Source organism: Micromonospora wenchangensis (assembly GCF_002210435.1).
GTDB lineage: Bacteria > Actinomycetota > Actinomycetes > Mycobacteriales > Micromonosporaceae > Micromonospora > Micromonospora wenchangensis.
In genome coordinates, this window is the sequence record NZ_MZMV01000010.1 from 39299 (window position 1) to 51000 (window position 11702).

The window sequence follows — 11702 nt, forward strand, 5'->3', positions numbered from 1 at the left end:
TCAGGACTCCTTGACCGCGATGGTCTCGACTGTGTTCGCCACGTGCTCGAAGGCGTCGCAGGCGGCCTCCAGCTCGTCGGCGACCTCCTTCATCTTCAGCACGGTCAGCGCGTCGTACTCGCCGGAGAAGAGCCGGACCAGCAGCATCCGGTACGCCTGGTCGCCGTCGTTCTCCAGCCGGTTGCACTCGATCCAGTAGTCCTCGAGATCCTTCATCGACTTCAGCCGGGGCATCGCCTCGGCGGTCAGCTTGGCCTGGAGGTCGAGCACGTTGACCAGCTCGTGCAGCTCGCGCGGCAGCGACGGGAGCTTGGTGAGCCCGTAGAGGTAGAGCAGGTTGCCGACCGCCTCCAGGTGGTCCATCACGTCGTCGAGCAGCGAGCCCAGCCGGTAGATGTCCTCCCGGTCGAACGGGGTGATGAAGGTGGAGTTGATCTTCTTGTAGAGATCGTGGGTGATCTGGTCGCTGTCGTGCTCGACCTCGGTCAACCGCTCGCTGACCGACTGCACGTCGACGCCGGGCAGGGCCAGCTCGTTGAGCAGCTCGGTGCCCTTCACCAGGTTCTGCGCGGCCCTGGTGAAGAGCTCGTAGAAAGCGCCCTCGGTGGGACGGAAGGAAAACTTCACAGCACGGACCTCGTCGTGTCGGTGGAAGGGTGGCCGCCGCCCCAGGGGGCGTCCGCTGATGCATGCTAGGTACCCCACCGGAGCGGGTCTCCGCCGGCCTACCCCTGGTCAGGCCCGATTCACCGCTCGTTCATCTGCTGTTCACCTCGGCCGTCACCGCCGCCACTCGCCAACCGCTGGCGCTCCCGTTCCACGTCGAAACCGGCAGCCGGATACCCCAGATCAAGACCCTCGAACGTCTCCCGCAGCAGGTGCGCCACCGCCCAGTCCCGGTACCACTTGCGGTCCGCCGGGACCACGAACCAGGGCGCGGCGTCCGTGTCGCACCGCCCCAGCGCCTCCGCGTACGCGGCCTGGTAGTCGTCCCAGCGGGCCCGGGAGTCGAGGTCGCTCGGCTGGTACTTCCAGTACTTCGTCGGGTCGGTCAGCCGCTGCGCCAACCGCCGCGCCTGCTCGTCCGGCGAGATGTGCAGCATCACCTTGACCACGGTCACCCCGCCGTCGGTCAGCTCCCGCTCGAAGGCGTTGATCTGGTCGTAGCGGGCCCGCCAGGTCTGCTCCGGCACCAGGGCGTCGACCCGGGCCACCAGCACGTCCTCGTAGTGCGAGCGGTTGAACACCCCGACGTACCCGGGCGGGGGCAGCGCCCGGCGGACCCGCCACAGGAAGTCGTGCCGCAACTCCTGCCGGGTCGGCGGGCCGAACGAGCGCAGGTGCAGGCCGAGCGGGTTCATCGCGCCGGCCACCCGCTTCACCGTGCCGTCCTTGCCCCCGCAGTCCATCGCCTGGAGCACCAGCAGCAGCCGCCCCGGCCGGCCCCGGCCCAGCCGCGCCCCGTCCCGGGCGGGAGCCGACACCGACGGGCCCGGTTCGCCGGCCGCCCGCGCGGTGGCGAACAGCATCTCCTGCTGCCGGGCCAGCCCGGCACCGACCAGCTCCACCTGCCGGCGGGCCCACGGCTTGCGGTCCCCGCCCCGGCCCGCCACGGCGGGCAGCCCCGGGGTGGCCCGGGGATCGACCGCCCCCAGGTCGACCGGGCCGCCACCGCCGGGCACCCGCAACAGCTCCCGCATCGTCGCCCCCTCGGGTACGACGATCTCCGTCTCCTCGTCTGCGCGCATCCCCCGATCCTCGCCCACCGCCGCACCTGCCGCCTCCCGGGCGTCGGCGGCACCGGCGGCGGATGCGGTGTCACGTTCTCCGCCGCCGGCCCGTCCGGTGGGTGGGAGAGAATCCGCTCGGACCCGGGAGGTAGTGGTGACGGTGGACCTGGTGACGGAGTTCGAGGCCGAACGCGGGCGGCTCGTCGCGGTGGCGTACCGGATGCTGGGCAGCCGCAGCGAGGCGGAGGACGCCGTCCAGGAGACCTGGCTGCGGTACGCCGGGGCGCTCGCCGACCCGGCCCGCCGGGCCGAGATCCGGCACCTGGGCGGCTGGCTCACCACCACCTGCGCCCGGATCTGCCTCGACGTGCTGCGCTCCGCCCGGGTCCGCCGCGAGACGTACCCGGGGCAGTGGTTGCCGGAGCCGGTCGTCACCCCGCTGGGTGGCGGCGCGCCGGGGCCTGACGGTTTCGCCCCCGACCCGGCCGACCGGGCGGTCCGGCGCGACCAGCTCGGCACCGCCCTGCTGGTCGTCCTGGAACGGCTCAGCCCCGAACAGCGGGTCGCCTTCGTCCTGCACGACGTCTTCGCGGTGCCGTTCGCCCGGATCGCCGAGGTGCTGGCGAGCACCCCCGAGGCGGCCCGCCAGCACGCCTCCCGGGCCCGCCGGGCGGTCACCGCCACCGACGTACCCCGGCACACCGCCGACCCCGCCGAGCAGCGCCGGGTGCTCGCCGCGTTCGCCGCCGCGACCGAGTCCGGCGACCTCGACGCGCTGGTCCGGGTGCTCGCCCCGGACGTGGTGCTGATCGGCGACAGCGGGGGGCACTTCCCGACGGCCCGGCGACCCGTCGTCGGCGTCGACCCGGTGGCCCGTTTCCTGCTCGGCCTGTTCGCCCGGGCCGGCCGGTACGGACAGCGCCTGCGGGCCACGCCGGTGCTGGTGGACGGGGTGGTCGGCCTGCACCTGGAGACGGTCCAGCCCGACGGCAAGCTGCTGCGGATGGTCACCGCGTTCACCGTGCACGACGGCCGGATCACCGGCCTGTTCCACCAGCTCAACCCGGACAAGCTGCACCGGCTGCCGGCGCTGCACCCGGACGCCACCTGGCCGCCCCGCTGGTGATCCCCGGTCAGACCACCAGGGCCAGCCACTTCCGGTACGCCGAGGCGAACGGCTCGGTGCCGTCGCCGAGGGCGGTGAGCAGCTTCGCCGCCGCCGCCTGCGCCTGCGCCACCACCTCGTCCGGGTAGCCGAACCGGACCCGGTGCTCGGCGAACTCGTCCTCGTCGCGCAGCTCCACCAGGCCGGTGGTCCGGCGGCGCACCACGTCCAGGTCGAGGTCGACCAGGTGGACGGTGTCGTCGCCCTCCCAGCGGGCCGGGGTGGCGATGTCGCAGTAGACCTCGCTGGTCCGTGGCGGCGGGTTGAACATGCCCGTCCACCAGGCGTGGTGCGGCACCAGCAGGACGAAGGGGATCTGCTCCACCGAGGGTCGGCCGTGGTAGACCGACGCGGTGCCCTCGGTCACCCCCAGCCACACCCCGAGGTCGTCCTCGGCCAGCCGGCGGGCCGGGTAGTCGCGGTGGGCGCTGCCGTCGTACTTGCGGTAGATCACGCGGACCACGTCGCTCGGCATGAATCGCACCCTAGCCGATTCCGGCCCCTCCCCGCCGCAGCGAGTTGACCCGTCCGAGGTCACGACAATCCGGACGGTGACCGCGCCACGCGGGGAGGCGGGGGCGCGTCCACTGTCGGCGGCGGCGGGTACCGTCGCACGGTGACTCCGCCCCGTACCGCCGCCGGCCCCAGCACCCCCTCGGCCCGCTCCGGCCGACGGCGCGGTGGCCGGCCGAGCGGCACCGAGCTGCTGGCGGCGGCGGTCGGCGCGGTGCCCGGCGGTGCGACCCGGCCGGGCCAGCAGCAGATGACCGAGGCGATCGAACGCAGCGTCGCCGCCCGCGAGCACCTGCTGGTGCAGGCGGGCACCGGCACCGGCAAGTCGCTGGGCTACCTCGCCCCGGCGCTGACCGTGGACGGCCCGGTGGTGGTCTCCACCGCCACCCTGGCGTTGCAGTCCCAACTGGTCGAGCACGACCTGCCCCGGCTCGCCGACGCGGTCGAGCCGCTGCTCGGCCGCCGCCCGACCTTCGCCGTGCTCAAGGGGCGGCACCACTACCTCTGCCTGGCCCGGCTGGACAACTCCACCGAGGACGAGCCGGAGGACACCCTCTTCGACGCCCCCGCCGAGCGGCCCGGCGGCGGGACGAAGTGGCTCGGCGAGGCCGGCCGGATGGGCAAGCAGATCCAGCGGCTGCGCGACTGGGCCGAGAAGACCGACACCGGCGACCGGGACGAGCTGGACCCGGGCGTCGACGACCAGGCGTGGCGGCTGGTCTCGATGCCGGCCCGCGAGTGCGTGGGGGCGTCGCGCTGCCCGTTCGGCCAGGAGTGTTTCGCCGAGGCGTCCCGGGCCCGCGCCCGCGAGGCCGACGTGGTGGTCACCAACCACAGTCTGCTCGCGGTGGACATGCTGGCCGGCCGGCACATCGTGCCGCCGCACAAGCTGCTGATCGTCGACGAGGCGCACGAGCTGGCCGACCGGGTCTCCTCGGCCGCCCAGGCCGAGCTGGTGCCGGAGCAGATCGACAGGTCCGCCCGACGGGCCCGCCCGCTGCTGCGGCCGGACGTCGCCGACCGGCTCACCGAGGCCGGCGACGCGCTCGCCGTCGGGCTGGGCGAGGCCCCGGCCGGCCGGCTCACCGGCGGCCTGCCCGGCCCGCTGCGCGAGGCGTGCACGCTGCTGGACGCGGCCACCCGGGCCGCCCTCGACGCGATCGGCGACATCAAGGCCGACGATCCGGACCCGGTCCGCAAGCAGCAGGCCAAGGCGGTGCTCGACGAGCTGTCGACCACCGCGCAGCGGCTGCTGGAGGAGGCCGACCACGACGTCGCCTGGGTGGAGAAGCCGGACAACGGCAGCCGCCGGGCGCTGGTGGTCGCGCCGCTGTCCGTCGCCGGCACCCTCGCCACCCACCTGTACGACGAGCGCACGGTGGTCGCCACCTCGGCGACGCTGGCGCTGGGCGGCCGGTTCGACACGGTGGCGCGGGCGCTCGGCCTGGAAGCGCCGCCGCCCGCCCCGCCGTCCCCGGCCGCCGCCGCGCTGGCCACCGCCACCGCCGGCCGGTCGACCGGGGTCGTCGGCGGCGGCACGGCGGTCGGGGCCGCCGGGGTGGATGCCGGCGGGGTGGCGAGCGCCCCGGGCAGCCGGGCCGCCACCGGCGTCGTACCGGCCACGTCGGGGCCGGGCTGGTCGTCGCTCGACGTCGGCTCACCGTTCGACTACGCCCGGCAGGGCATCCTGTACGTCGCCGCGCACCTGCCCCGGCCCAGCGTCTCCGGGCTGCCCGAGGCGGCCGGCGAGGAGTTGCTGCGGCTGGTCGGCGCGCTCGGTGGCCGTACCCTCGGGTTGTTCTCCTCCCGGCGGGCCGCGCAGCAGGCGGCGGAGCTGCTGCGGGCGCGCACCGACCTGCCGGTGCTGCTGCAGGGCGAGGAGGCGCTGCCGCTGCTGGTGCGGCGGTTCCGCGAGGAACGGTCGAGCTGCCTGTTCGGGGTGATGTCGCTCTGGCAGGGGGTGGACGTGCCTGGCGACTCGTGCCAGCTCGTGGTGATCGACCGGCTGCCCTTCCCGCGCCCCGACGAGCCGTTGGCGGCGGCCCGCGCGGCGGCGGTGGACGCGGGCGGCGGGTCCGGCTTCTCGGCGGTCAGCGTGCCGATCGCGGCGGTCCGGCTGGCGCAGGGCGTGGGCCGGCTGATCCGCGCGACCGGTGACCGGGGGGTGGTCGCGGTCCTCGACTCGCGGCTGGAGACGGCGCGCGGCTACGGGCCGTTCCTGCGCCGCTCGCTGCCCCCGTTCTGGTACACCACCCGGCCGGAGGTGGCCCGGGGCGCGCTGGAGCGCCTGGCCAAGCTCTGACCCCGCGACGGCGGGCCGCCCGCTCCCCGGCGGGGAACGGGCGGCTCGCCGTGCGGTTCCGGTCAGGGGGCCTGGGAGGCGACCACCACGGCGTCCGGCGGGGTGTCGGGCACGCTGCGGGCGGCGAGCCGGCGTACGGCGGTGTTGAGCACCGCGATCAGCGGAACCGCGACCAGCGCGCCGGTGATGCCGGCGAGCACCACCCCGGCGGCGATCCCGATGATCACCGCGAGCGGGTGGATGGCCACCGCCCGACCCATGATCAACGGTTGCAGCAGGTGCCCCTCGACCTGCTGCACGCCGATCACCACGCCGAGGATGATCAGGGCGGTCACCGGGCCGCTGTCGACCAGCGCCACCAGCACCGCCACCCCACCGGAGAGGGCGGCACCGACGATCGGGATGAACGCGCCGAGGAAGACCAACGCGGCCAACGGGAAGGCGAACGGGATGTCGAAGATGACCAGGAAGATGCCGATGCCCACCGCGTCGATGAACGCCACCAGCACGGTGGCCCGCACGTACGCGCCGAGCGTGGCCCAGGAGGCCCGGCCGGCGTCGTCGACCTTCCACCGGGCGGCGACCGGCAGCAGGCGGACCAGGAAGCGCCAGATCCGGTTGCCGTCACGCAGGAAGAAGAAGGTGGCGAAGAGCACCAGGATCGCGCCGGTGAGCACCTCGGCCAGGGTGGCGGCGGTGGCCAGCGCCCCGCTGGTGAACTTCTCGGTGTTGCCGTTGATCCAGCCCTGCGCCTCTTCGATGTAGCGGTTGAGCTGGCTGTCCGACAGGTGCAGCGGGCCGGTCTTGAGCCAGTCCTGGATCTGCCGTACCCCCTGTGACGACTTCTCGCTCAGCTCCGGCACGCCCTGGATGAACTCGTTGACCACCAGGGTCAGCGTGCCCACCACCGCGGCCAGCCCGCCGACCATCACCACGGCGGTGGCCAGCGACCGGGGGAACCGGGCCCGCAGCAGCCAGCCCACCGCCGGGGCGAGCAGCGCGGAGAGCAGCAGCGCCACCGCCAGCGGGATGATCACGATGCTGATCGTCCCGACGATCTTCAGCAGCGCCCAGGTGACCGCGCCGATCACGATCAGCCGCCACGACCAGGCGGCGGCGATCCGCAGCGCGTGCGGCACGTCGGCGTCGTCGCGGCTGGACGTGGAGTTGTGCATGGCCGCCGGGGGCTCGGCCCCGACCACCGTCGCCGACGGGGCGGCCGGCGGGCCGGGGGAAGCGGGCGTGGCCACTCCGGCCCCCTCGGGCGCGTCGGCCGGATCGGCGCGTCCCGCGCGGACCGACTCCCGTCCGGACTCGTACGCGCGGCGGAGTCGGCCGCGTACCCGCTCGAAGCGGCTCAAGCGCACCTCCTGAGAAACGACACCGGGACGCCCACGGCGACGGCCCGGACAGGGTACGTCCGTACGCCCGCCACCGTAGGGCAGTTCCGCCACTCATTGCCCCACGCCGCAGCGGCTCAACCACCGCACGGACGTCAACGGCCCACACGGTAGCGTCTTGGCGTGACCGCCGACCCGAACCTCGACACCGGCCTGCCGATCCGCCTGCTGCACGACCGGGTGCTGGTCAGACAGGACGGCAGCGAGGGCGAACGCCGCTCCACCGCAGGCATCGTCATCCCGGCCACCGCCGCCGTCGGCAAGCGGTTGGCCTGGGCCACCGCCGTGGGGGTGGGTCCGCACGTACGCGCCGTGGTGGCCGGCGACCGGGTGCTCTTCGACCCGGACGACCGCTCCGAGGTCGAACTGCACGGCCGGGGGTACGTGCTGCTGCGCGAGCGGGACGTGCACGCCGTCGCCGCCGAACGGGTGGAGAGCGAGTCCACCGGCAGCACCGGCCTCTACCTGTAGCGGCCCGACCTTCCCGGGCGTCGGGGTCGTCGCGGGCGGCCTACCGGTTTGTCCCGCTTCCCGGCGGGAAGCCAGGCACGTCCAGGTGCCCTGGGGAGGGACGATGCCGGTTCTCGTGAAGAAGGTGCTGCTCTGGGGCAGCGTCGCCTTCCTGATCTACTTCATGGCGTTCCGCCCGGACGGGGCCGCCCAGATGTTCAAGGGGATCGGGGCGGCCCTGATGGCGATGGCCCAGGGCCTCGGCGACTTCCTCACCAGCCTGATGACCTGACCCCGCAGTGGGTCGGCCGGTCGGCACCGGGGCCTGGACCGGCCAGGGGCCGGGCCGGTCAGCGCCCGCCGGGCGGCCAGGGGGCGGCCGGGCGGGGGCCGTACCAGCCGGGTGGGCCGTAACCGGCCGGGTAGGCCGGGGGCGGCGGCGGGGCCAGCACCACCGGGATCGGCACCACCGGCGAGTCCGGGGCGTCGACGACCCGCTGCGTGCCGTCGGGGAACCGCAGGTGGTAGCGCTGCCCGTCCCAGACCCCCACCGGCGTCTGCGGGTCCCGGCCGACGAAGAACGACCGGTATGCCGCGATCGTCTCCAGCAGCTGCCGTTCCTCCCGCAGGGTGTTCTCCCGCTCCGCCGGCTTACGGTCCAGGCCACGCCGCATCCCGTCACGCAGCAGCGCCAGCCGGGTCGCGGCGAACTGGTAACCGCGCATCGCGCGCAGCCCGGCGTCCCCGCCGACCCGCCGCGCCCAGGTCCGGGCGGCGTGCCGGCGGCCCAGGCTGCCCAGGGCGGCCACCTCGGGCGGGCTCAACCAGCCAGCCCGCACGTAGTCGGGCAGGGTCCGCTCGGTGAGCCGCCCCTCCCAGGCGCGCAGCCAGACGGCGAAGCCGACCATGCCGAAGAAGATCGGCACCATCACCGCGACCATCCCGTAGAAGAAGATCACCGCCTGGCCGGTGGCCTGGACCAGCGTCGGGATCAGGTTCCAGGTGCCGTGCAGCATCATCGCCAGCAGCAGGCCGGCGACCGGGGCGAGCACCCGTACCCGCCGGTCGGCGGTGCGGGCGGCGATGCCCAGCCCCACCCCGGTCATCGAGGTGAACAGCGGGTGGGCGAAGCCGAAGAAGAGGATCCGCGAGATGAAGATGACGATGACGTTGCGCACGCCGGTGGCCGGACCCCACTGGTCGACGCCCGAGGCGTACCCGAGGCCGCCCAGGTAGAGGATGTTCTCCACCATGGCGAACCCGACGGCGGACAGCCCGCAGTAGACCAGGCCGTCGGTGATCCCGGACCACTCCCTGCGCCGGAAGATCAGCAGCAGGATCGGGCCGAGCGCCTTGGTCAGCTCCTCGATGAACGGGGCCACCAGCACCCCGGTCAGCGACGACGACAGCCCCCAGTCCTTGAACAGCGCGGCGAAGCTGTTGTTGACGGTCAGCGACGCGGCGGTCGAGACGAACGCGCCCCAGGCGAAGCAGAAGACCAGGTATTTCAGCGGTTCGGGTTCGTACCGGTCGAGCCAGAGGAAGCAGGCCACCAGGACCGGCACCGGCAGGATCGCCGCGGTCACCCCGACCAGCAGCGCGTCCAGACCCAGGTTGGAGCCGAGCGTGTAGAGCATGTAGACCGCGCAGGCCGCGATCAGCAGCACCACCCCGGCCAGCACCAGGACCCGCCGCCAGCCGAGCCGGCGCAGCGGCATCCGGGGCGCGGCGGCGTCCGGCGACGGTACGGCGGGCGCGGGCGTCAGCGGGGGCCCGCCGGGCGGGGTGTCGGCCATGTGGATCAGCGTAGTCATCCCCGGCCCGTTCGGCCGGGCTCTCCCGGTGCGCGGTGGACCGGTCGGGCCGGCCCGGTCCACGGCCGGGTCAGCCCAGCGGCGGTGCGGTCGGGGGTTTCGGGGCGGCGTGCTGCTCGGCCGGGCCGCCGCCCGGTTTGTCCTTGTCGCCGAACGCCTGCCGGATCAGCCGGTTGGCGTCCTCCTGCTCGATGCCCGAGGCGACGAGCAGGTCACTGGCGGTGGTACGCACCTGGGCGATCACCACGCTGCCGGAGAACCCGACCCCCTGGTCGTACGCCCGACCGGCCTCGCTGACCGCGCGCAGCGACCGTTCCCTGGCCCGCTCCGGCTCGTCACCGACGGCGAACTCGTGCCGCAGCAGGCGGACCGACTCGGCCAGGTGGATCACCGCGTCCGGCATCGGGTCGGGCACCGGCTCGTCGTCCTCGATCATGGTGACCGACCGGCGGATCAGGGTGCCGCTGTTGCGCATCGCCCGGTCGATCGGGTCGGCCGCCTCGGCGTAGTGGGTCAGTTCGTTGCGCCGGTGCCAGCGGGCCGGGGAGAGCGTGCTGGTCTCCTTCGCCCCCTCGATGGCCTCGGTGAAGGTGGCCAGCTCCTCCTTGTTCTCGCGGAGCCGGTCCAGCGCCCGCTGGGCGGCCCCCCGGTCCCGGTCGCGCAGCGCCTGGGCGCAGACGTCGAGCTGGTCGGCGAGCAGGTCCAGCGCCGGCCGGGCCGCCCGGTTGATCACCCGGAGCGGGTTGAGCGGCAGCAGGATCGCGGTCACCAGCAACGCGATGCCGCCGCCGACGAACGCGTCGACGAACCGGGGCAGCTCCAGATCCTCGGTGGACGGGCTCAGCGTGACGATCAGCACGGCGGTCGCGGCGGCCTGGATCACCACCGCGACGCTGGCCCCGAAGAAGGTGGTGAGCAGGATGGCCGCGGTCACCACCAACCCGAGCTGCCAACCCCCGGTGCCGAGGAAGTAGATCAGCACGTCACCGAGGAACACCCCGACCGCCACCCCGACGATCAGCTCCACTGTCCGGCGCAGCCGCTGGCCGACCGAGGCGGCCAGGGTGCCGACCGCCGAGATCGGCGCGAAGACCGGTTGCGGGTTGCCCAGCAGGTGGTGCGACACGATCCAGGCCAGCGCGGCGGCCAGCCCCGCCTGCACGGCCAGGCCCGACGCCAGGTGCACCTGGTGCAGCCGGTCGCGCAGGGTGGCCCGGCCCCGGTGGCGCAGGTAGGCCACCGCCTCGGCGATCCGCGCGCTGTCGACGTCGTCGCCGGCGTCACGCAGCCCGGCCCGATGCAGCAGCGACGGTCGTCGGTCCCGGGCCAGCGCCATGGCGGGGACTACCCACGCCACACCGGTTCATCCCTGCGGCACAATCGTCCGGGTGACCGAGCTGATCGACAGGTGGGTGGCGACGGCGCTCACCGCCGGGGCCGCCGACGGGCCGGCGGTCACCGCCGCCGGGGCCGGTCTGCTGGCCCGCTGGCGGGAGCCGCACCGGCGCTACCACACGACGCACCACCTACGGGCGGTGCTGGACCTGGTCGACCGGCACGCCGACCTGGCCGACCGGCCGGAACGGGTCGCGCTCGCCGCCTGGACGCACGACGCCGTCTACGACCCGCGCGCCGCCGCCGACGCCAACGAACGGGCCAGCGCGGAACTGGCCGGCACCCTGCTCACCGGCCTGGGGGTGCCGGCCGCCACGGTGGCCGAGGTCCGCCGGCTGGTGCTGCTCACCGCCGGGCACCGGGTCACCCCGGGCGACCGCGACGGCGCGCTGCTCTGCGACGCCGACCTGGCCGTCCTGGCCACACCCCCCGAGGTGTACGACGGGTACGCCGCCGCCATCCGCGCCGAGTACGCGCACGTGCCCGAGGCGGACTTCCGTACCGGCCGGGCGCGGGTCCTCGACGGGCTGCTCGCCCTGCCCGCCCTGTTCCGGCTGCCCCCGCTGGCCGCCCGGTGGGAGGCACCCGCCCGCGCCAACCTCCGCCGCGAGCTGGCCGCCCTGCGCTGACCCGCCGCCGACGTCAGCGGTGCCCCGGGTTGAGGTGTTTGGGGCGGCGCAGGCCGGAGGCGTACAGCAGGCGGACGATCTCCCGGCTGGGCACCACCCGGGCACCGAGCCACACCGCCACGGCGAACCGGTCGGCGGGGATGTCGTAGTGGTCCCGGTCGAACCCGCGCCGGGGCACCCCCAGCGTCTCGGCGAACACGTGCAGCTCGGCCGGGGAGACGTCGCTGATCAGGTGCGACCAGAGCCGACCGCGCCACGGCCAGGCGGGCCGGTCCAGGTACAGCATGGCGGCCAATCTAGCCGC

The 11702-nt window shown here is 74.4% G+C and carries 11 protein-coding genes and 1 pseudogene; 5 read left to right on the top strand and 7 right to left on the bottom strand.

What is annotated here, in order from left to right:
* Positions 1–627 carry a DUF47 domain-containing protein gene (locus B5D80_RS08120; protein ID WP_067311399.1) on the bottom strand — a complete coding sequence of 209 codons (627 nt, stop codon included), beginning with the start codon at positions 625–627 and terminating at the stop codon, positions 1–3.
* Between the two features lie 119 nt (positions 628–746).
* Positions 747–1748 (bottom strand): PPK2 family polyphosphate kinase, encoded by a 1002-nt coding sequence (locus B5D80_RS08125; protein WP_245854333.1) that lies wholly within the window; start codon positions 1746–1748, stop codon positions 747–749.
* Positions 1749–1890: 142 nt separating this feature from the next.
* On the opposite strand from B5D80_RS08125, the gene sigJ reads away from it, so the two are divergent.
* Positions 1891–2856 (top strand): RNA polymerase sigma factor SigJ, encoded by a 966-nt coding sequence (gene sigJ, locus B5D80_RS08130; protein ID WP_425437178.1) that lies wholly within the window; start codon positions 1891–1893, stop codon positions 2854–2856.
* A gap of 7 nt (positions 2857–2863) precedes the next feature.
* Here sigJ and B5D80_RS08135 read toward each other — a convergent pair whose 3' ends face one another.
* Positions 2864–3370: a DUF402 domain-containing protein gene (locus tag B5D80_RS08135; RefSeq protein WP_088643176.1), complete on the bottom strand. Its 507-nt coding sequence runs from the start codon at positions 3368–3370 to the stop codon at positions 2864–2866.
* Positions 3371–3511: 141 nt separating this feature from the next.
* Here B5D80_RS08135 and B5D80_RS08140 point away from each other — a divergent pair, with 141 nt between their 5' ends.
* Positions 3512–5710 (top strand): ATP-dependent DNA helicase, encoded by a 2199-nt coding sequence (locus tag B5D80_RS08140; RefSeq protein ID WP_088643177.1) that lies wholly within the window; start codon positions 3512–3514, stop codon positions 5708–5710.
* A 62-nt stretch (positions 5711–5772) separates the two neighbouring features.
* Here B5D80_RS08140 and B5D80_RS08145 read toward each other — a convergent pair whose 3' ends face one another.
* The gene (locus tag B5D80_RS08145; RefSeq protein ID WP_425437176.1) at positions 5773–7077 is read right to left on the bottom strand and encodes an AI-2E family transporter; all 1305 of its coding nucleotides are present in this window, start codon (positions 7075–7077) and stop codon (positions 5773–5775) included.
* 156 nt (positions 7078–7233) lie between these two features.
* On the opposite strand from B5D80_RS08145, the gene B5D80_RS08150 reads away from it, so the two are divergent.
* On the top strand, positions 7234–7581 hold the full coding sequence (locus tag B5D80_RS08150; RefSeq protein ID WP_088643178.1) for a GroES family chaperonin: 348 nt from the start codon (positions 7234–7236) through the stop codon (positions 7579–7581).
* Between the two features lie 103 nt (positions 7582–7684).
* Positions 7685–7852 carry a hypothetical protein gene (locus B5D80_RS33645; RefSeq protein WP_168222570.1) on the top strand — a complete coding sequence of 56 codons (168 nt, stop codon included), beginning with the start codon at positions 7685–7687 and terminating at the stop codon, positions 7850–7852.
* 58 nt (positions 7853–7910) lie between these two features.
* Here the strand turns inward: B5D80_RS33645 and B5D80_RS08155 are convergent.
* Both B5D80_RS08155 and B5D80_RS08160 read right to left on the bottom strand, forming a co-directional pair.
* Positions 7911–9393 (bottom strand): annotated as a pseudogene (locus B5D80_RS08155) (PrsW family intramembrane metalloprotease); the annotation flags it as partial.
* A gap of 51 nt (positions 9394–9444) precedes the next feature.
* The gene (locus B5D80_RS08160; RefSeq protein WP_425437179.1) at positions 9445–10704 is read right to left on the bottom strand and encodes an FUSC family protein; all 1260 of its coding nucleotides are present in this window, start codon (positions 10702–10704) and stop codon (positions 9445–9447) included.
* Between the two features lie 58 nt (positions 10705–10762).
* Between B5D80_RS08160 and B5D80_RS08165 the strand changes: the two genes are divergently transcribed.
* A complete protein-coding gene (locus B5D80_RS08165) occupies positions 10763–11398 on the top strand; it encodes an HD domain-containing protein (RefSeq protein ID WP_088643180.1) in 636 nt (211 codons plus the stop codon).
* A gap of 13 nt (positions 11399–11411) precedes the next feature.
* Here the strand turns inward: B5D80_RS08165 and B5D80_RS08170 are convergent, their stop codons facing one another.
* Positions 11412–11684 (bottom strand): DUF4031 domain-containing protein, encoded by a 273-nt coding sequence (locus B5D80_RS08170; RefSeq protein ID WP_088643181.1) that lies wholly within the window; start codon positions 11682–11684, stop codon positions 11412–11414.
* Positions 11685–11702 lie beyond the last annotated feature (18 nt).

What these genes read in the sequence shown, in the direction of transcription:
- B5D80_RS08125 (WP_245854333.1), bottom strand. Translation starts at nt 1,748, where the DNA reads ATGCGCGCAGACGAGGAGACGGAGATCGTCGTACCCGAGGGGGCGACG.
- B5D80_RS08135 (WP_088643176.1), bottom strand. Translation starts at nt 3,370, where the DNA reads ATGCCGAGCGACGTGGTCCGCGTGATCTACCGCAAGTACGACGGCAGC.
- B5D80_RS33645 (WP_168222570.1), top strand. Translation starts at nt 7,685, where the DNA reads ATGCCGGTTCTCGTGAAGAAGGTGCTGCTCTGGGGCAGCGTCGCCTTC.
- B5D80_RS08170 (WP_088643181.1), bottom strand. Translation starts at nt 11,684, where the DNA reads ATGCTGTACCTGGACCGGCCCGCCTGGCCGTGGCGCGGTCGGCTCTGG.